This is a genomic window from Bradyrhizobium sp. Ken64 (assembly GCF_055807555.1).
In genome coordinates this window covers 39,941-58,486 of the sequence record NZ_JBVVPA010000005.1, presented here as the reverse complement: position 1 = coordinate 58,486, position 18,546 = coordinate 39,941, and the positions used below count along the sequence as shown (strand labels likewise).

The window sequence follows — 18,546 nt, the reverse complement described above, 5'->3', positions numbered from 1 at the left end:
CGATGATGAGTTCGATCGTCTCGACCACTATCGCGGTTCTCGACATTGGCAAGACCAGTCTCAAGCTGTTGGTGGCGAGTGACGACGGGTGGCCCCTCGAAACACATGCGATTCCGAACGTGCCGATGACTCAGGGCCTATACCTCGCCTATGATCTTGCCGGGCTGGAGGAATGGTTTCTCGATACCCTTGCCAACGTGTCTCAACGCCATGCCATCGGCGCCGTGATAGTGGCTGCGCATGGATGCGGCGCGGTTCTCGTCAATGGCGATGCGCCAGTGCTGCCGATGATGGACTATGATGCCGTCTGTCCGCCCGAAATCGATGAAGCCTATGCCCGGATCGCGCCGGGTTACGATGAGGTGTTTTGCGGAATTGGAGGCGCGATGCGGCTCGGAAAGCAGCTGCTGTGGCAGGAAAGCGCATATCCCGTCGAATTCGCCCGCGCAAAAACCTATCTGACCACTGCGCAGTTTCTCGCCTTGTGGCTTGGCGGACGTGCGGCCAGTGAAATCTCGCAGCTCGCGGCTCAGAGCCATATCTGGGACCTCGTCCACCATCAGCCTTCCTCTCTTATGCGCAAGCGCGGTTGGAGCCATCTGCTGCCCGAACGCGTCGCAGCCGGCGCGGTGCTAGGGACGGTTTCGGAATCCATAGCGAGGCGCACTGGCCTGGCGCAATCGACCGAGATCCTCTGTGGCGTGCATGATTCCAACGCCAACCTGTTTCGCTACAAGGCTGCCGGCATGGCCGATGCCTCGATCCTATCGACCGGCACCTGGATGATTGCATTTCAGCGCGACCTCTCCCTGGGCAAACTCGATCGCACGCGCGCGATGGTGCTCAATATCGATGTTGATGGCGAGAATGCACCTTCGACATTGATCGCGACCGGCCGCGAATACGACCTGATCCGCGGGGAACATCGTGCTTCTGATGCAGCTGTCCTCGCCGCATTGTCGGCCCTGCTGTCGAAGGGGACCCTGGCGCTCCCCTCTTTCATTGGCGACGACGGATTATTTCCGGGCGCTGCTCGCCGCGGACGGGTCATCGGACCGTCTCCCGAGACGCCTGCCGAATGGCAGGCATTGGCACTTCTCTACGCAGCGTTCAGCGCAAACCGCTGCCTTGATGCACTTGAGAGCTCAAAATGCGTAGTCATCGATGGTGGCTTTGCGGCGAATTTGCCCTTCGCCCGCTGCATTGCGACCTTGCGACCTTCGCAGAGCGTCAGGGTGAGTCAATCACCGCACGGAACGGCGCTTGGCGCTGCGCTGCTGTGGCGGCGATTCTCGCGTACGCAGCCGGTTTCGAGCGTAGTACTTGAAGCTGTCACATCGCTTAGCAATGATGGGTTCGAGCCGCGCGGCCTTTCCACCGCCTACCAGTCCTGGATCGCTTTCTCGGAGCCCGCCTCATGACAGACCACAATCATGCCGATCTCCGCCAAGGTATTGTCGATACCTGCCGGCAGATGAATCGAAACGGTCTCAATCAGGGCACATCTGGCAATCTTTCGCACCGAATTCCAGGTGGCATGCTGATCACGCCTACCAGTATGCCCTATGATCGGATGCAGCCAGAGGACGTTGTCGCGATGGATTTTGCCGCGAACTACCAAGGCAACCATCGTCCTTCATCCGAATGGCGGTTTCACCGCGATATTCTACGAGCACGCGAAGACGTTAGGGTCGTGCTCCATACGCATTCCACCTTCAGCACGATTCTCGCCGTGCACGAGCGTGGCATTCCCTGCTTCCACTACATGGTCGCAGTTGCGGGTGGCAACGATGTTCGCTGTGCGCCTTATGCTTGTTTCGGCACGCAGGCACTATCGGACTACGCCCTCAAAGCCCTCGAAGATCGCAACGCTTGCCTCCTTGGCCATCATGGCTTGATCGTGACGGCCCAGACCTTTGAAAAGGCGCTTTGGCTCGCCGTGGAAGTAGAGACGCTGGCGAAGATGTATGTCCACGCCTTGGCTATCGGCGAGCCGCCGCGCCTCAGCGACGCTGAAATGGCGCAGGTACATGAGCAGATGAAACGCATGGGATACGGCCAGGCGCCTGACCTTGACGATGTCGGCGATGCTCCGCGCGCCCTACCGGACTCGAAACGGACAGCACATTGATGGTGGATTTCACGGCATGGCAGGCGCAGCGCCCGCGCGCGTCACGGAAATCTCCGCTGTCGCCGAACCGAAGTGCGCCGCTTCCAGTGGACCGGCGCCACCCGCAAGCGCGCTTGCGAAGCCGCCGACGAATGCATCGCCCGCGCCCGCGGTTTCGACCACCTTGCCTGCGGCGAACGGCGGCACGTGCAGCGAGCGGTCTCGCCCGTGAAACAGCGCTCCGCGCTCGCCGAGCGTGATCAGCACGGTACCCGCTCCTTTGGCCAGCAGCGCGTCTCCGGCGCGGCGGGCGCCGGCAAGATCGCTCACTGTGATCCCGGTCAGCGCCTCAGCCTCGGTCTCGTTGGGAACGACGTAGTCGCACAAGGCAAACAGGCGATCGTCGAGCTTGACCGCAGGAGCCGGGTTGAACACGGTGATGCTGCCGGCAGCGCGCCCGATCTCAAGCCCGCGCTGCGCGGCCGCGACCGGCTGCTCGAGCTGGGTCACGACGACGCGGCTCTCGCGGATCGCCTCCGCCGCCACATCGACATCAGCCGGGCTGAGACCACCAGCCGCTCCACTCACCACGATGATGGCGTTGTCGCCACGCGTCTCGTGGACATAGATGAAGGCAGCACCCGTCGGCGCCTTCCTTGGTCCTAGCCACGCGCGGCCTGATGCCCTCGGCTTCCCAGGTCTTGATGGCAAGGTTACCGAAGGCGTCGCTGCCGATCCGGGAGATGAAGGTCACGTCCGCACCCGCGCGCGCTGCGGCCACAGCCTGGTTCGATCCCTTGCCGCCCGGTCCCATGGCAAATCCCGAGCCCGCGATCGTTTCGCCGATCGCAGGCATGTTGCCGGCCCGGAAGGCCAGATCGACGACGAAGATGTCGAGCACAGCGACGCCCGTCTTGCTCATGGTCGTCACTCTCCGTCCGGCGCGATGACGCCTTTGGAGAACAGGAAGCAGCCGTAGAAGCGCCGCTCACCAGTGGCAATTACGCAGTAGGCCGTCTTGGCCTTTTCATAGAAGGCATGGCGCTCGACCCCGACCAGCGGCCAGGAGCGCCCCTCGGCGCGATCGATCGCGGCCTGCACCTCGCGCTGCACCGGTGGCACCTCCTGGGGCTGGCCAACAATCTCCATGCGGATCGCGGCATCGTCGACAAACGTATCGAGCGGCAGCACCGAGAGGATGGCTTCGATCGCCTTTGCCGTACTGACGTTGTCGATACGAAGCAACTCGCCCAACACGGTCTGACGCGCGATGGAGTCGGCAGGGAAATTAGTATCGCACACCACGATGCGGTCTCCGTGCCCCATTGCGCGCAAGGCATGGAGCACGTCGGCATTGAGCAGTGGATTGATGCCCTTGAGCATGTTGCGTCACTCCCTTATCTTCAAAATCGCCCAAACTCTGATGGTTCGGATGCCAACCAGTATCACCGTAAGGCGACGTCTTTAGTAGTGACAGCCGTGAACCAGCCGGAGCGCCGCTCCGGCTGGTCTGCAACTTGGCTCGTTCAGAACGGCGAATCCGCGAAGTAGAAATCCTTCGCGGCAGTCTTGGTCACCAGTGTTGCGTCTAGGATATGGCTGCCGCGAACCGCGACATGATTGTAAAAGTTGCCGACGGTCAATTCCATGGCGGTTGCAACCATTGCCGCAGCGCCAGTGAGAAACTATGTTTGTGGACTTGAATGGCGGCTAGGGAGCGTCCTGTAAACCCGGCATCCCGAAGGCAGGGAGCATCTTCTAAGTTATTGATCCTTCTCGGTGTGGCGGCCTTCTCCATCCCCTTTTGTTCCACGCTCGTTTCACCCAAATCGTTGCGATTTGCGTTTGCGCACGAGAACGGCACCCTTCTCTCGGCCCGCCTGTGCGATGCAATGCGCGCCATCCTCATGCGTGGGTGCTGCTTGCGGCGGCCGCGCCACCGCAGTGGCCGCAATCATCATCGCCGACGAGCCGGTCTCGGCCCTCGACGTTTCGGTGCAGGCCCATGTGCTCAATCTGATGATGGACCTGCGTGACCGGCTCAGACTGTCGATGCTCTTCATCTCGCACGACCTTGGTGTGATCGGGCAGATCAGCTGCCGTGTTGCCGTCATGTATATGGGCCGGGTCGTGGAGCAGTCCGGGACGCGGACGGTCCTGGATCACCCGCTTCATCCCTATACGCGCGCTGGTGGCAGCAATTCCGAAGCCGGATCCGTCGAAGCGGATCCTGGGGCGCAATCGAAACGGGTGAACCGCCAAGCCTGTTCACGCGGCCGCACCGCTGCACTTACGCGCCTCGTTGTCCATTAGCCAGCGATCGCTGCCTCGTCGATGTTCCAGAACTTCGGTCTTCCGGCACGGCAGTCGCCTGCCACAACGTATAGCCAGCAAGTGCCAACCGCAGCGAAACGACGCCGCGCATTTCGCGCAAGCCAAGCAGGTAACCCGGCGTGGGAGAGAGCCTCCGGCTAGGCAAGCCTGGCCTCGTGCAGGCTCTGCTTCAGATGGGCAATACCCTTCCTGGCGTAGGTCAGCGGGTGTGCCTTCCCGGGGTCCTGTTCCGCCTCAACCACGATCCAGCCGGAATAGCCCGGAAGCTCGCGAAAGACGTCCGGATAATCGACCATGCCGTCGCCGGGCACGGTGTAGACACCGAGTTCGCTGCCCTGCCCCAACACCGCATCGAGGAAGCTCCAATCCTCGCGGCGCGCCTGCTCCATCACCGCCCGGCGTACGTCCTTGGCGTGGAAATGGCTGATGCGGGAACGATAACGTCGAGCCAGTGCAGCGGGATCGGCGCCGCCCCAAGTCGCATGGCCGGTGTCGAGCAGGAGATGAGCCGCCTCGCCGGTCGCTGCCATGAAGGCGTCGATATCCGCCGCACTTTCCACGATGGTGCCGATGTGATGATGGTAGACCAGCCTGACGCCCTCGGCGAGCGTACGCTCCGCGACCTCCGTGATACGGCGGCCGAACTCCGCCCAGTCGCCCGCCTTCATGACCGGTCGGCGCGATAACGGCTTGCTGCGATCGCCGTGGATCGCATTCGAGGTCTCGGCGAAGACCAGCACGGACGATCCCATCGCCTTCAGCAGATCCAAATGCGGGCGCAGATGCCGCATCTCCTCGTCGGCATTGCGCTTCAGAAGCTCCGCCGAATACCAGCCGGAGATGCAGGCCATACCGAAGGGCGCGAGCGCAGCCTTCAGGGTCTGCGGCTCGCGCGGAAACTTGTGGCCGAGCTCCATGCCCTCGAAGCCCGCCTCGCGCGCCTCGGACAGGCACGTCTCGAGCGGTGTCTCGCCGCCAACCTCTTGCAGATCGTCGTTCGACCAGCCGATGGGGTTCGCTCCGATACGGATAGGCATGTCGTCCTCGCTCGATCAGTAATTGCGGCGCACGAGCGCCTCGACATAACTGCGCCTTGCGGCTACGATCTCAGCGCGCTCCGAGACCTCCGGTACCGCCACATCCCACCAGTGGCCGCCGGCATCGGTCGAACGCAGCGGGTCGGTGTCGATCACGATGACGCTCGTCCGATCGTGCCCTCGCGCATCGTCGAGCGCCGCTTCCAGGTCAGTGATGCCCGCGGCCTTGCGCGCGATCGCCCCCATCGCGGCAGCGTGCGCCACGAAGTCGATCTCGGGCAGCACCTCGTGACGGGCGTCGCGCAGGAGATTGTTGAAGGGGGCGCCGCCGGTCGCGTTCTGGAGTCGGTTGATGCAGCCGAAGCCGCGATTGTCGAGCACGACGATGATGAGCTTGGCACCAAGCATCACCGACGTTGCAATCTCCGAATTCATCATCAGATAGGAACCGTCGCCGACCATCACGACGACTTCGCGCTCCGCATCGGCGAGCTTGACGCCCAGCCCGCCGGCGATCTCGTAGCCCATGCACGAATAGCCGTATTCTATGTGGTAGCCGCCGGGTGCGCCCGGCTGCCAGAGCTTGTGCAGCTCGCCCGGCAAGCCGCCGGCCGCGCAAAGCACGACATCGCTCGGCAGGCTGCGGCGTTGAACGGCGCCGATGACCTCCGCATCGCTCGGCAAGATTTCGTTGTCAGCCGCGGTGTAGTGCGCGGCCGTTTCCAGCCAGGCCGTGCGGCCGGTCCTTGCCCGCTCGATCCAGACGGCAGGTGCCGCCCAGCCCTGAAGGGAGGCGCCGAGTTCCGCCAGAACGACCTTGGCATCGCCCACGAGCGGCTGCGCACGATGCTTGCCGGCATCAAAGGTCTGCGTATTCAGGCCGACGATCCGGCAGGCGGCATCGGCAAAAAGCGAGCGTGAGCCTGTGGTGAAATCTTGCAGCCGGGTGCCTATCGCGAGCAGCAGATCGGCCTGCCGCGCTGCGTCGTTGGCGGCGCGAGTTCCGGTAACGCCGATCGCGCCGAGATTCAGCGGATGGTCGTGGGGCAGCGCGCTCTTGCCGGCTTGCGTTTCTGCCACCGGTACGCCGTGCGCTGTGCAAAAGACTGCGAGATCGCCTTCCGCCTCGCTATAGAGGACGCCGCCGCCGGCGACGACGAGCGGGCGCTTGGCCGCCTTGAGCAGGGCTGCGGCCTGAGCCAACTGCGTCTCGTCAGCCCGTGCCCGGCGCGGCTGCCAGGCGCGCTCGGCGAAGAACCAGTCGGGATATTCGAATGCTTCGGTCTGCACATCCTGGCAGAGCGCGAGCGTCACGGGTCCGCATTCGGCCGCATCCGTCAGAACCTGCATCGCGCGCTCAAAGGCCTGCATGATCTGCTCGGGCCGGGTGATGCGGTCGAAATAGCGCGAGACAGGCCGGAAGCAATCGTTGGCGGAAACAGTACCGTCCCCGAAATCCTCGATCTGTTGCAGCACCGGATCCGGGCGGCGCCCGGCGAAGACATCGCCCGGCAACAGCAGCACCGGCAGCCGATTGACGTGAGCGACTGCAGCGGCCGTCACCATATTGGTCGCGCCGGGGCCGATCGAGCTCGTCACCGCCATCATGCGCCGGCGGCGCGAGGCTTTGGCGAAGGCGATCGCGGCATGTGCCATCGCCTGCTCGTTATGCGCGCGCAAGGTTGGCAGACGATCGCGCACGGCATACAGCGCCTCGCCGAGGCCCGCGACATTGCCATGCCCGAAGATCGCCCAGACACCGGCGAAGAGCGGCTGCTCCTCGCCATCGATCACCGTCCTCTGCGCGGCCATCGCGGCGACGAGCGCCTGCGCCATGGTGAGCCTGATCGTCGCCATCACTCTCTCCTCAACAGCGCCGCCCGGCCTGGACGAAATGCTCGATCATCGCGCTCACCGCGCGTGCTGGCGCAACCGCGTCGCGAATGCGCCGTGATCCGATCTGACACGACTCAGTGACGCGAATGAGAAGAACGCAGTCCGACCTTGACTAGGCGGCGCAGAGAATGGAATGCTTATTCAAATAGTCAAGCAATGATGATGACAATGCGGTTTGGAATTCTGGGCGCGGGCAGGATCGGGCGCATTCACGGCCTCAATGTCGCGGCGCGCGGCGATGCACGGCTCGTCGCGGTGGCCGACGCCTCTAGCGAGGCCGCGTCCTCGCTGGCGCAGGCTGCAGGCGCGAAAGTGGCCGATGCGGATGCGATCATGAGTGATTCCGGCATCGACGCCATCCTGATCTGCACACCGACCGACACGCATGCCGACCTGATCGAAGCCGCCGTCTCGGCCGGCAAGGCAGTGTTCTGCGAGAAGCCAGTCGATCTTGATTCGGGCCGCATTCGCCGCTGCCTGGCCACGGTCGAGAAAACAGGCAAGCCTCTGATGATCGGCTTCAACCGCCGCTTCGACCCGAACTTCGCGGCGCTGGAGAAGCGGCTGCGCAGCGGCCAGGCCGGCGAGATCGAGATCGTCAGCGTCATCTCGCGCGATCCCGGACCACCGCCGGTCGACTATGTGAAACGCTCGGGCGGTCTCTTCCGCGACATGATGATCCATGATTTCGACATGGCGCGCTTTCTGCTGGCGGAGGAGCCGGTCGAGGTCTTTGCGCTTGGCTCGGCGCTGGTGGACAAGGCCATCGGCGAAGCCGGCGATGTCGATACCGCCGCCGTGCTGATGAAGACGGCGAGCGGGCGCATCGCGCAGATCTCGAATTCGCGCCGTGCCACTTACGGCTACGACCAGCGCATCGAGGTGCATGGCTCGAAGGGAATGCTGAGGGCCGGCAACATCCACGAGACGACCGTCGAGATCGCTACCAACGAGGGCTTCCGTGCCGATCCGGTGCAGAACTTCTTCCTCGAACGCTATGCCGCCGCTTATCGCGCCGAACTCGCTGCCTTCATCGATGCGTGTGCTGGCAAGGCTGCGCCCTCTCCGACCGGTCTCGACGGGCTGCGCGCCCAGATGCTCGCCGACGCAGCCACCGAATCCGCCCGCACTGGCCGCCCCGTCGCCATCATGGCCGCCTGACGATGACTCCGACCGAACTCTTGCTGCGCCGCTCCGCGGCCCAGGGCGAGCGCCTTGTTCATCCCCGCGGACATGTATCCCGAGGGGTCGGGCAATAGTTCGGGCTCGAGAGCGGACGCGCGCTTCGGGCGCGGGAGAGCGTTCCCAGGATCATCAGGAACAGCTCGATCCGGCGCACACCGTTCGCCGTCGCGATCTCCTCCATCAGCGGAGCGATCTTGTCGCTGCTGCTGCGGGTGAAGAGCGCGCCGCGCCGCGAGAATTCCAGCATAGCAGCAAGGCCCGAGAGCTCGGGCATGACCTTCATCAGGTCGCCGATGAATTCTTCGCTGAACTGCAGAATACGTCCGCGCAGCGGGATGGTGCTCCCCGGCGGCAGATCGCTCACCCAATTGTGCTGCAGGTTGGGGCCGGTCAGCACGAGATTGCCCGGCTCGAACTCGCCGATGAAGTCGCCGACGAAATAACGACCACTGGTCGCCACAACGCGGTTGAGCCCGATCAGATCAGGCTCGACCTGCCGCGGCTGAGAATGTCGCCTCCGCCTTTGGCGCCGACGATCCTGCCGTGTTCGTACACCACCCGGCCACGGGCGATCGTGGTTACCGGCCATCCCGTGACGTCGAACCCTTCCCATGGCGTGTAGTCCGAGCCGTGATGCAGATCGGCCTGCCGAATAGGTTTCTTCAATTTGGGGTCCCACAGCACGATATCCGCATCGAAGCCGACGCCGATCGAGCCCTTGCGCGGATAGAGGCCGTAGATGCGTGCATGGTTAGTTGCGGTCAGCTCGACGAATTTTTGCAGGCTGATTCGTCCCTTCGACACGCCTTCGGAGAACAGGATCGGCAGCCGGGTCTCGACACCCGGAATGCCGTTCGGCACCCAGCGGAACGAGGTGCGGCCGTTCGGCGTCAGCTTGCCCTTGGGATCGTCGTAGCGGAACGGGCAATGATCGGACGAGAAGGTCTGGAACACTCCCGTGGTGATGCCTTCCCAGATCGCCTGCTGGCTTTCCACGTCACGCGGCGGCGGCGAGCAAACATATTTCGCGCCTGACATGTCCATGTTCAGGCCCTTCATGTCGTCGGCCGTCAGCGTGATGTATTGCGGGCAGGTCTCGGCATGGACAGGCAATCCGCGCTGCTGGGCCCAGCGCACCTGCTCCATCGCCTCGCGCCCGGAGACATGCACGATCATGATGGGAACGCCGATCACCTCGGCATGACTGATGGCGCGATGCGTGGCCTCGCGTTCGACCGCCTGTGGCCGCGAGACGCCGTGATAATAGGGCGCGATATGGCCCTCGCGTTCCAGCTTGGAGGTCAGGAAACGGATGGCGTCGTAACCCTCGCAATGGACCATCACCAGCGCTTCCTCGCGGCGCGCGACCTCGAACACCTCGAGCAGCTGCTGGTCGCTGAGCACGAGGTCGTCATAGGTCATGAACACCTTGAATGAGGTGTAGCCGTCCTTGACCAGCGCCGGCAGCTCCTGCCCGAGCACGACCGCGGTCGGATCGGAGATGATGAGATGGAACGCCGTGTCGATATAGCACTCGCCTTCGGCGAGCTTGCGGTAGTTCTCGACGCAGGCCCGCAGCGACGTGCCTTTCTCCTGAAGCGCAAACGGGAGGACCATGGTGTTGCCGCCGGCGGCTGCCGAACGGGTCGCCGAGGCGAAGTCGTCGGCCATCACCACGTCGGGGCCGGAGGCCTGCGAGATGTGGACATGGCTGTCGATCCCGCCCGGCAGCGCCAGCAGCCCGGTCGCGTCGATCTCGCGGGCAGCACTCTCGATATGATCGGCAATGCTGACGATGCGGCCGTCGCGAATGCCGATATCGGCGCGAAACTCGTCGCTAGCCGTCACGATGGTGCCGCCGCGAATGGCGAGGTCGAGCTGCGTCACAGGAGTCTCCGTCACTTGATGACCGCCGATGTCTGGAAGATCCGTCCCCAATCGGCAAGAGCCCCGGCGTCGCCGCCGGCGAGCTTCAGAATTCGCCACAGCGTGACCGCTACCGAATCGAGCACCGCGACATTCAATTCTCGTTCGAGCGAGGCCGCCAGGGCGGCGCCGTCGAGGTTGGTGCAGAGGATGACGACAGCATCGGCGCCGTCAGCCGCCACAGCGCGGATCATGCCAGCAATCGTCGCAGGCGCGACCTCGCCGAATGAGAAATTGTCACGCAGTCCGAGGTGCCGCTCCGCGTGCGGGGCGACCCCCTCCTCGGCCCAGACGTCACCGATCCGCCGCTGCACGTCGTCGGTATAGGGCGAGACCAGGCCGACACGTTTGGCGCCGAGCGCACGGGCGGCATCGATGCAAGCAAGCGTCGACGTTGTCGCAGGCACGCCTGTGCGCGCCGTGATCGCCTCGCAAAGGCTCCGGTCGCGGCTGATGCCGAGCCAGCTTGCGGAGGTACCGTTCCAGGCGATGGCATCGACCTTCGCATCAGCCAGCAGGTCCGCCGCCGGCAGCATCACCGAGGCGTCGAACTGGTTCAGCGCGGCGACGTCGAGTGCAATCTCGGTGACGCGAAAGCGTGAGAAATGCGCGCTGACGCCATCGACGCCGGCGAGCATCGCACTGGTGACGGGCTCCAGGACCGAATTGGAAGACGGCGTGATCATGCCGAGGCGTTTGCGCAAAATTGACATCGATCGCAGTCGCTCCGTTGCGGCGAAAGCGCTCCTCCGCTTCCTCAAAAGATCATCCGCGTCCGCATCCGTCCACGCAACCCGCAATCTGCATGCTGCATACAATTTATTCGATATGCACGTGTTTTGAGCCACATACGTCTTCTATTTGGGCACCTCACATGATGGAAATTGGCTACGATCGCACGTCAGCAGGAAGGTCGGCGTGCAGCAGAAATCCGAACCGATTCCGGGCCGAAAGTCGCCCAAGCTCAAGCGGATGGGCCTGCATGAGCGCGCGGCCGCGCGGATGCGGACGATGATCATTCGTGGCGAGCTGCCGCCGGGATCGCAGACCCAGGAAACAAAACTGTCGAAGGAGCTCGGGGTGTCGCGCACGCCGCTGCGCGAGGCGATCAAGGTGCTGGCCGCGGAGGGATTGATCGAGCTGCGCCCCAACCGCAGCCCGCGCATCGCCGATATCGCGGTCGACGGCATCTCCGAATTGTTCGAGGCGCTGGCCGGGATCGAGCGGCTGGCCGCCGAGCTTGCCGCGGAGCGCGCCACCGAGCGTGATCTCGCCCGGCTTCGCACGCTTCAGACCCGCATGGAAGGCCATCATCGCAACGGCAAGCTCGACGAGTACTTCGCCATCAACGGCGAGATTCACAACACCATCGTCCGCATGGCGCGCAACACGCCGTTGCGGGAAGCGCACGAGACGCTGATCTCCCGCGCCGAGCGCGCGCGTTACCTCGCGCTCGGCGCCGACCGGCGCTGGAGCAATTCGGTCGACGAGCACGCCGGCATCCTTGCCGCGCTCGAGGCGCGCGACAGCCAAACCGCAGGACGCCTGCTCGGCGCCCATGTCCGCCGCACCGGCACGGCGCTGCTCGAAGTCATCGCGGCCTCTCAAGCCAAGCAGACGGCGGCGTAATCATGAAGCTGCTGCTGCTCAACCCGAACACCAGCACCGCAGTCACCCAGTTGATGACGGATGTCGGGCAGCGCGCGGCAGGGCCCGGGACCGAGCTGATCCCCTGCACCGCCACCCGCGGCGTGCCCTATATCTCGACACGCACCGAGGCACAGATCGGCGGTGCCATTGCGCTGGAGATGCTGGCCGGGCAGCATCGCAAGGTCGACGCAGCGATCATCGCCGCCTTCGGCGACCCCGGCCTGTTCGCCGCGCGCGAGACCTTCGACATTCCCGTGGTCGGCATGGCGGAAGCGGCAATGCTGACCGCCTGCATGGCCGGAAGGCGTTTCGCCATCGTCACCTTCGCCCAGGCGCTTGGCCCCTGGTACGAGGAATGCGTTCGCGCCCACGGGCTGTGGGAGCGCTGCGCCGGTATCCGCATGCTCGATACGCCGTTCCAGGCGATCTCGGAGGTCGGCACCGAGAAGGAAGATGTGCTGGTCGATCTCGCCCGGCGCGCGATCGTGGAAGACGATGCGGACGTGTTGATTTTTGCAGGTGCGCCGCTCTCGGGCCTCGCTGAGCGAGTCGCCGACCGGATCCCCGTCCCCGTGGTCGATCAAGTCATAGCCTCGGTGAAGCAGGCCGAGGCGCTGGTGGCGCTGCGCCTGCGCAAGGCAACCGAAGGCACGTACCGCCGCCCCGCCGCCAAACCCACCATTGGCCTTGCCGATGCGCTCGCCGCCCGGCTCGAGCATCGCGACAGCTAGGGGAGCTTCGGCCAGCTATGGGAAAAACTGAGTTCGTTCTCGATGACACGGCCGAAGGCGAACAGGCGGGATTCGCATCCCGGTGGTGCGATGATCTGGATGCCGAACGGCAGCTCGTTCTCCGCTCGCGGCGCCGGCAGGGTCAGGACCGGGAAACCGACCAGCGACACGATGAAGGTGACGGCGAGATAATCGATCGGCGTCTCCAGCGCAGCGCCATCGATCGCGGTGACGTCGCTGATTTCATTGGGCCAGGGCAAGACGGACGCCGCCGGCGCCACCAGGAAATCGGTGTGGCTGAACAGCTCGCGAAAGCTGCGGTAGATGCCGGTGCGGCGCCGCTCGGCGTTGAGATAGTCCTCCGCGGAGAGCTTTGCGCCCGCCTCGATATTCCAGATCACGGTGGGCGTGAGCTCGGCGCGGCGCGCCTTCAGCAGCTCGCCATAGCTGTTGGCGATGTGCGCGGCGCGCAGCGTCCGAAATGTCTCGATCGCACCGCCGCAATGGGGCGCGGACGGTACCACATCGGCAACGACCGCGAGTGCCTCGCAGGCCGCGGCGAACCGCGCACGGACATCGCGCGCCACAGGCGCGACACCGAAATCGGGCGTCACTGCGATCCGGGGACGGATTGCAACCGGCCGCTCGTCATTGACGACGCCCATCGAGAGCGGGTCGTGCACATCGCCTCCCGCAAAGACCGACAGCGCCAGTTCGAGATCGTCGACACCGCGGGCCAGAAAACCGTGGGTGGCGAGCATGTCCCAGCCGAGCGGGCGGCGATGCGACGGAATCCGGCCGGGCGTTGGCCTGATCGAGGCGACATCGCAAAAGCTTGCGGGCGTGCGCACGGAGCCGCCGAAATCGGTGCCATGGGCCAGCGGCACCATGCCGGTCGCGACCGCAACCGCGGAGCCGCCGGAGGATCCACCCGAGGTCAGCGCGGGATTGAAGGGATTGCGGGTCGGGCCGCACAATTTGTTGGTGCAGACCGCACCGAAGCCGAATTCCGGCGTGTTGGTCTTCCCCAAGATGATCGCGCCGGCACGCCGCAGCCGCGCGACCACGAGATCGTCCTCGGCCGGAACGTGATCACGAAACAGAACCGACCCACAGGTGGTCGCGAGCCCCGCCGTGTCCGTGAGGTCCTTGATCCCTACCGGCACACCGTGCAGCGGGCCGATCGGCGCGGGCGCGGCATCGCAGATTTGCGCACCACGGCGGGCGCCGTCGGCATCGACAGTCACGAATGCCGCCAATTGCACGTCTTGGTGCGCAATCCGTTCGAGATGCGCCTCGACAACCTCGCGCGAGGACAGTTCGTCCTTGGCGATGGCGCGCGAAAGAGCCGTGGCGGTGAGATCGCAAATCGACGTCATCGGCCCACCATGCCAAATCTCGCAGCGAAAAGCGACCAGCCCGGGCACGAGACTTGCTTTCTTCCTCGGGAGAATGGGAGGCAACATCATGGCTGAAGCGCAAGGCGGCCGATCGCTCGTCGTCGACGCCGTCACCCACCGCTATCCGAGCGGCGCCCTCGCGGTCGAGAACATCAATCTCGACATCAAGGGTGGCGAGATCATCGCCCTGCTCGGCCCCTCCGGCTGCGGCAAGACTACCCTGCTGCGCATCATCGCCGGCTTCATCGCACAGACGCAGGGGCGGATCATCGTCGGCGACGACATCGTCGATGCGCTGCCGCCGAACCGCCGCGCGGTCGGCATCGTGTTTCAGAACTACGCGCTGTTTCCCCATCTCAGCATCAGCGAGAACGTCGCTTACGGGCTTGCCGCGCGCGGCATCGACAAGGCGACCCGCCAGCGCGAAGCGCAACGCCTGCTGGATCTGGTGCAGCTGCCGACCATGTCGGAACGGTTGCCACGGCAGCTCTCCGGCGGCCAGCAGCAGCGCGTGGCGCTCGCTCGCGCGCTGGCGATCAAGCCGTCGATCCTGCTGCTCGACGAGCCCTTTGCCGCGCTCGACAAGAATTTGCGGCTGGACATGCAGATCGAGGTCAAGCGGCTGCAACGCGTCTCCGGCATCACCACGGTGATCGTGACCCATGACCAGGAAGAAGCACTGTCGATGGCCGACCGCGTCGCGGTGCTCAGCCACGGCAAGCTCGAGCAGTTCGGATCGCCGTCCGACGTCTATGACCGACCGCAGACCCTGTTCGTGAACACTTTTGTCGGCGCCAGTAATCGCATGCCCGGCGTGGTCCTCTCGGCGGATCGGACGGCAGCAAAAGTCCGCCTCGATGCCGGCGCGGAAATCATCGCGCGTCCCGCCGGCGGCGCCCTCACCGAAGGTGGCCGCGTCACCGTGTGCATCCGCCCCGAGCATCTGCAATTCGTCGGTGACGAGACCGGCTTTGCCGGCGTGGTCGGCATGTCGCTGCCGCTTGGAGCCACGGTCGTGCACGAGGTCACCACCGCGGACGGCTCCGGCGTCAAGATCTCCCAGGCGCGCATCGGCGAGACGCGCACCCTGGAGAGCGGCGCCGCGGTGCGCCTCGCGCCGCTCGCCCCGTCGCTCGCCAACGCTTTTCCTGCAACGCTTTAAATCCAGTTTTTGTCCAGAGGGAGTTTGACCATGATCATGAACCGCCGAAGCCTGATGACGACCGCACTCACACTCGGCGCCATGAAGGCGTTTCCCGGATTGAGCTACGCCCAGGCCCGACCGCTGGTGTTTGCGACCTTCACCGGAAGCTGGGAGGAGGCGCACAAGGCCGTGCTGGTGCCGGCCTTCCGCAAGGCCAACGCGGACGCCGCGATGGTGCTCGACCCGATGCTCTCGGTCGACCAGATCGCCAAGGTCAACGCCGCCAAGGCCAATCCGCCGATCGACGTCATGCTGCACGATCCCGGCCCGGCCCTGGTCGCGATCGGCCAGGACCTTGTCGAGCCGTACCCCGTCGAGAAGAGCGCCTACTACAAGGACCTGATCGCCGAGGCCCAGGAGCCGATGGGCCCTGCCCCGTTCTTTCAGGTCGTCGGCCTCACCTACAATCCGGAAGCCGTCAAGACGCCGCCGACCTCCTGGGCCGATCTGTGGAAGCCCGAGTTCAAGGGCCGCGTCGGCATCACCAATCTCAACTCGACGCTCGGCACCGGATGGCTGGTCGAGATCGCAAAGATGCGCGGCGGCTCTGAAGCCAATGTCGATCCTGGTTTCAAGGCGATCGAGGAGCTGAAGCCCAACCTCGCCGCGGTCGCCGCCAATCCCGGCGCGCTCGCCACCCTGTTCCAGCAGGGCCAGATCGATATCTCGCCCGGCAATTTCAACGCCATCCAGATCCTGAAAGCGCGCGGCGTGCCGGTCGAGTTCGTGGCTCCGAAGGAAGGCGCCATCGCCTTCAAGACCACGATCCACATCGTCAAGAACTCGCCCAACCGCGAGCTTGCCTTCAAGCTGATCGAGGCGTCGTTGACGCCCGAGGTGCAGACCACGCTGATGAACCCGCCCTATTTGATCGTGCCGACCAATTCCAAGGTGGCGATGGGCGGCGAGATCGCGCGCGTGCTCGCCAAGGACACCGCCGAGCTGAAGCAGAAATTCGTGTTCCAGGACTGGAAGAAGATCAACGAGCAGCGCTCGGCCTGGATCGAGCGCTTCAACCGCGAGATCAAGATCTAACGCCATGGGCGCAGCACCGGCATCACGGGACGTCACCTCCTACGGGATGGGATTGGCAGCGCCGCTGGCGCTGTTCTTCCTGGTGTTCTTCGTGGCGCCGCTGCTGCAATTGCTCTGGCTCTCGCTGCACAACGACACGGCCGCGCTCCAGTGGGGGTTCGGCCAGTACCTGCAGTTTCTCACCGACCCCTTCAGCCTCAGCGTGCTCGGCTCGACGCTGCTGCTGGGCGCCGAGGTGACGGCCGTCTGCCTCGTGCTCGGCTTTCCCATTGCCTGGCTCTATCAGCGGGTCGGGCCGCGGCTTCAGACCATCATCATCCTGATCGTGCTGCTGCCGCTGCTGACGAGCGTCGTAGTACGCACCTTCGCCTGGATCGTTATCCTGGGCCGCCAAGGCATCATCAATGCGACCCTGCAATCCCTCGGGATCATCGATACGCCCTTGAAGTTGCTCTACACCCAGTTCGGCGTGGTGATCGCACTGGCGCAAGTGCAGATGCCGCTGATGACCTTGCCGCTGATCACCGCGCTCGGCCGGATCGATTCCAATCTCGACGATGCCTCCTGCTCGCTCGGCGCCGGAAGCTGGCGCACCTTCTTCAAGATCGTGCTGCCGCTGTCGCTGCCCGGCGTGATCGCCGGTTGCACACTGACCTACGCCGCGGCAATCACGGCCTTTATAACCCAGTCGCTGATCGGCGGCGGCCAGATGCTGTTCATGCCGATGTATCTCTACCAGCAGGCTTCGACGCTGCAAAACTGGCCGTTCGCGTCGGCGATCTCGATCATCTTCCTGCTGGCCGTGCTCGCGGTCGTCTCCGTCTTCACCACGCTCGGCCGCCTGTCGCGCGGCTATGGAGGTGCGTGATGAGCGGGCGCAAGCGTACTCTGGAGGCGTTCAGTTTCGAGCTGGTCATGAGTCTGATCGCCGTGATCGCGCTGATCATCATCATCGCGCCGTCGCTGGTGGTGTTGATCGTCTCCTTCACCAGCGGCTTCTCGCTACGGTTCCCGCCGCCGGGCTATTCACTGCGCTGGTACGCCGAATTGTGGAATGCCTGGCAGCTGCACTTCGCAGCCAAGAACAGCCTCATCGTGGCGCTGTGGGCAACCGGCCTGTCCGTCGTGCTCGGCGTCGCGGCTTCGCTGGCGATCTCGCGCTCGCCGACGCTGTCCGCGCGGTTGCTCGATTCCCTGTTCATGTCGCCGCTGGTGCTGCCGGCGCTGGCCTTCGGCCTTGCGGCGTTGATGCTGTTCTCGCTGGTCGGCCTGCCGGTGTCGCCGCTGACGCTGGTGATCGGCCATACCGTGGTCTGCGTGCCCTATGTCGTTCGCAACACGATCGCGGCGCTCGCCCAGCTGGAGCCGACCCTGCTGGAGAGCTCGGCCGTGCTGGGCGCCAGCCGCATCTACACGTTCCGGCGCATCGTGCTGCCGCTGATCCGGCCGGGCATCATCGCGGGCGCCTTCATCGCCTTCATGTCGTCCTTCGACAACGTGCCGGTGTCGCTGTTCCTGCGCGACGCCGCCACCGACATGCTGCCGATCCGGATGTGGCAGGATCTCGAGGGCAAGCTCGACGTCACCATCGCCGCGCTGTCGGGCGTGCTGATCATTGCGACCGTCGCGCTGGTCGCGATCATGGAGCGCGTCACGGGGTTGTCGCGGCGGCTGACCAACTGATCAGGCGCCGCGGAACAGCGAATAGCCCCAGCGCGTGAATTTCAGCGGCAGGTGATAATGCTCGTCAACGTTCTTGATGCGAAAGCGGAACGGCGTCACCGTGAGAAAGCCGTCCTCGTCCGCAAAGAAGTCGCCGAGATGAAACAGGACCTCGTACTCGCCTGCCGTCACGCCCGCGCCTTGCGCAACGGGATGATCGAGCACGCCGTTGGCACCAAGCCGTCCGTCGGCGATACGGAGCGAGTCCGGATCGATCCGCCAGATCTCGACCCGCAGGCCCTGCGCCGGGCGTCCGCTCGCCACATCGACCGCGTGAATGGAAATGCCGCCTGCCACAATGTTCCTCCCGTGAGCG

The 18,546-nt window shown here is 64.6% G+C and carries 17 protein-coding genes and 3 pseudogenes; 10 read left to right on the top strand and 10 right to left on the bottom strand.

The window, feature by feature from the left end:
* The first annotated feature begins 2 nt into the window (after nt 1–2).
* Together AC0L2F_RS10595 and AC0L2F_RS10590 are read left to right on the top strand one after the other, a co-directional pair.
* A complete protein-coding gene (locus AC0L2F_RS10595) occupies nt 3–1,421 on the top strand; it encodes an FGGY-family carbohydrate kinase (RefSeq protein ID WP_473248332.1) in 1,419 nt (472 codons plus the stop codon).
* On the top strand, nt 1,418–2,131 hold the full coding sequence (locus AC0L2F_RS10590; RefSeq protein WP_473248331.1) for a class II aldolase/adducin family protein: 714 nt from the start codon (nt 1,418–1,420) through the stop codon (nt 2,129–2,131). Before AC0L2F_RS10595 ends, AC0L2F_RS10590 begins: the two co-directional genes overlap by 4 nt.
* A 9-nt stretch (nt 2,132–2,140) precedes the next feature.
* Here the strand turns inward: AC0L2F_RS10590 and AC0L2F_RS10585 are convergent.
* The 3 genes and pseudogenes from AC0L2F_RS10585 to AC0L2F_RS10575 form a co-directional block, all read right to left on the bottom strand.
* Nucleotides 2,141–3,032 (bottom strand): annotated as a pseudogene (locus AC0L2F_RS10585) (ribokinase).
* A gap of 5 nt (nt 3,033–3,037) precedes the next feature.
* Entirely contained in the window at nt 3,038–3,493 is a 456-nt protein-coding gene (locus tag AC0L2F_RS10580) for an RbsD/FucU family protein (RefSeq protein ID WP_473248330.1), read from the bottom strand.
* Between the two features lie 143 nt (nt 3,494–3,636).
* Nucleotides 3,637–3,777: pseudogene (locus tag AC0L2F_RS10575) on the bottom strand (ABC transporter substrate-binding protein); the annotation flags it as partial.
* A 277-nt stretch (nt 3,778–4,054) separates the two neighbouring features.
* On the opposite strand from AC0L2F_RS10575, the gene AC0L2F_RS10570 reads away from it, so the two are divergent.
* Nucleotides 4,055–4,423, top strand: a complete 369-nt coding sequence (locus AC0L2F_RS10570; protein ID WP_283848253.1) for an ABC transporter ATP-binding protein — start codon at nt 4,055–4,057, stop codon at nt 4,421–4,423.
* Nucleotides 4,424–4,581: 158 nt separating this feature from the next.
* Here the strand turns inward: AC0L2F_RS10570 and iolE are convergent, their stop codons facing one another.
* Nucleotides 4,582–5,481: a myo-inosose-2 dehydratase gene (iolE, locus tag AC0L2F_RS10565; protein WP_473248329.1), complete on the bottom strand. Its 900-nt coding sequence runs from the start codon at nt 5,479–5,481 to the stop codon at nt 4,582–4,584.
* Nucleotides 5,482–5,496: 15 nt separating this feature from the next.
* Nucleotides 5,497–7,338 carry a 3D-(3,5/4)-trihydroxycyclohexane-1,2-dione acylhydrolase (decyclizing) gene (iolD, locus tag AC0L2F_RS10560; protein WP_473248328.1) on the bottom strand — a complete coding sequence of 614 codons (1,842 nt, stop codon included), beginning with the start codon at nt 7,336–7,338 and terminating at the stop codon, nt 5,497–5,499.
* 207 nt (nt 7,339–7,545) lie between these two features.
* On the opposite strand from iolD, the gene iolG reads away from it, so the two are divergent.
* Nucleotides 7,546–8,538, top strand: a complete 993-nt coding sequence (gene iolG, locus AC0L2F_RS10555) for an inositol 2-dehydrogenase (protein ID WP_473248327.1) — start codon at nt 7,546–7,548, stop codon at nt 8,536–8,538.
* Here the strand turns inward: iolG and AC0L2F_RS10550 are convergent.
* From AC0L2F_RS10550 to AC0L2F_RS10540, 3 genes and pseudogenes are all read right to left on the bottom strand, one after another.
* Nucleotides 8,499–9,034: pseudogene (locus AC0L2F_RS10550) on the bottom strand (cupin domain-containing protein); the annotation flags it as partial. The gene iolG and the pseudogene AC0L2F_RS10550 sit on opposite strands and share 40 nt — an antisense overlap.
* A gap of 5 nt (nt 9,035–9,039) precedes the next feature.
* Nucleotides 9,040–10,449: a dihydropyrimidinase gene (gene hydA / locus AC0L2F_RS10545; RefSeq protein ID WP_473248326.1), complete on the bottom strand. Its 1,410-nt coding sequence runs from the start codon at nt 10,447–10,449 to the stop codon at nt 9,040–9,042.
* An 11-nt stretch (nt 10,450–10,460) separates the two neighbouring features.
* Complete coding sequence (locus tag AC0L2F_RS10540; protein WP_473248325.1) at nt 10,461–11,201, bottom strand: maleate cis-trans isomerase family protein; 741 nt, start codon at nt 11,199–11,201, stop codon at nt 10,461–10,463.
* A gap of 205 nt (nt 11,202–11,406) precedes the next feature.
* Between AC0L2F_RS10540 and AC0L2F_RS10535 the strand changes: the two genes are divergently transcribed.
* Together AC0L2F_RS10535 and AC0L2F_RS10530 are read left to right on the top strand one after the other, a co-directional pair.
* Entirely contained in the window at nt 11,407–12,117 is a 711-nt protein-coding gene (locus tag AC0L2F_RS10535) for a GntR family transcriptional regulator (protein WP_473248324.1), read from the top strand.
* 2 nt (nt 12,118–12,119) lie between these two features.
* Nucleotides 12,120–12,869: an aspartate/glutamate racemase family protein gene (locus tag AC0L2F_RS10530; RefSeq protein ID WP_007608713.1), complete on the top strand. Its 750-nt coding sequence runs from the start codon at nt 12,120–12,122 to the stop codon at nt 12,867–12,869.
* On the opposite strand, the gene AC0L2F_RS10525 is transcribed toward AC0L2F_RS10530, so the two are convergent.
* Nucleotides 12,866–14,248 carry an amidase gene (locus AC0L2F_RS10525; protein ID WP_473248323.1) on the bottom strand — a complete coding sequence of 461 codons (1,383 nt, stop codon included), beginning with the start codon at nt 14,246–14,248 and terminating at the stop codon, nt 12,866–12,868. The genes AC0L2F_RS10530 and AC0L2F_RS10525 overlap by 4 nt on opposite strands.
* A gap of 88 nt (nt 14,249–14,336) precedes the next feature.
* Between AC0L2F_RS10525 and AC0L2F_RS10520 the strand changes: the two genes are divergently transcribed.
* From AC0L2F_RS10520 to AC0L2F_RS10505, 4 genes are read left to right on the top strand one after another with little or no spacing between them, the layout of a single operon-like run.
* Nucleotides 14,337–15,431, top strand: coding sequence for an ABC transporter ATP-binding protein (locus AC0L2F_RS10520; RefSeq protein WP_007608711.1), 1,095 nt, complete (start codon nt 14,337–14,339; stop codon nt 15,429–15,431).
* A gap of 30 nt (nt 15,432–15,461) precedes the next feature.
* Nucleotides 15,462–16,508 (top strand): ABC transporter substrate-binding protein, encoded by a 1,047-nt coding sequence (locus tag AC0L2F_RS10515; protein ID WP_007608710.1) that lies wholly within the window; start codon nt 15,462–15,464, stop codon nt 16,506–16,508.
* Between the two features lie 4 nt (nt 16,509–16,512).
* Nucleotides 16,513–17,376, top strand: coding sequence for an ABC transporter permease (locus AC0L2F_RS10510; protein WP_473248322.1), 864 nt, complete (start codon nt 16,513–16,515; stop codon nt 17,374–17,376).
* Nucleotides 17,376–18,191 (top strand): ABC transporter permease, encoded by an 816-nt coding sequence (locus AC0L2F_RS10505; RefSeq protein WP_007608706.1) that lies wholly within the window; start codon nt 17,376–17,378, stop codon nt 18,189–18,191. The genes AC0L2F_RS10510 and AC0L2F_RS10505 overlap by 1 nt, the downstream gene beginning before the upstream one ends.
* Here AC0L2F_RS10505 and AC0L2F_RS10500 read toward each other — a convergent pair whose 3' ends face one another.
* Nucleotides 18,192–18,527: a hydroxyisourate hydrolase gene (locus AC0L2F_RS10500; RefSeq protein ID WP_473248321.1), complete on the bottom strand. Its 336-nt coding sequence runs from the start codon at nt 18,525–18,527 to the stop codon at nt 18,192–18,194.
* Nucleotides 18,528–18,546 lie beyond the last annotated feature (19 nt).